Raw genomic sequence first — 650 nt, forward strand, 5'->3', positions numbered from 1 at the left:
ACCGCCGAAGAAGCCTTACACCAACTGGCTTACACCGGGCGTGAATACAACAATATTCAAGATCAGATAGAAACCATCAGCGACCTACTTGGTCACAGTCAAAGCCTTTACGATTACTTACGTGAACCCAGTAAAGCCAATCTGACCATCTTAGAGAACATGTGGAGCTCGGTTGCTCGCAACCAAAAACTGTACAAGCAGATCCGTTTTCTCGATACCTCTGGCACCGAAAAAGTTCGCATTAAGTACGATTTCAAAACCGGCATCGCTGGCCCATCATTGATCCTTCGAGATAAATCTGCGCGAGAGTATTTTAAATACGCGCAGAGTTTGGATAACGAGCAAATCTCAGCTTGGGGGATTGAACTTGAAAGGGACAAAGGTGAGTTGGTTTATCCGCTAAGTCCGTCCCTACGCATTTTGATGCCCATTTCAGTGAATGACGTTCGACAGGGTTACTTAGTGTTGAATGTCGATATCGAGTATCTGTCATCCCTTCTCAACTATTCACCAGTGCGAGATTTCCATATCGAGTTGGTTAAGCACAAAGGCTTTTACATCGCGAGTCCTGACGAGTCGCGCTTGTATGGCGATATTATTCCTGAGCGTTCTCAGTTTAATTTCTCGAACATGTATCCAGGTATGTGGCC

The 650-nt window shown here is 45.4% G+C and carries 1 pseudogene; it reads left to right on the plus strand.

What is annotated here, in order from left to right:
- Positions 1–650 (plus strand): annotated as a pseudogene (locus R8O11_RS28475) (diguanylate cyclase); the annotation flags it as partial.

The organism is Vibrio sp. 1288, assembly GCF_033344475.1.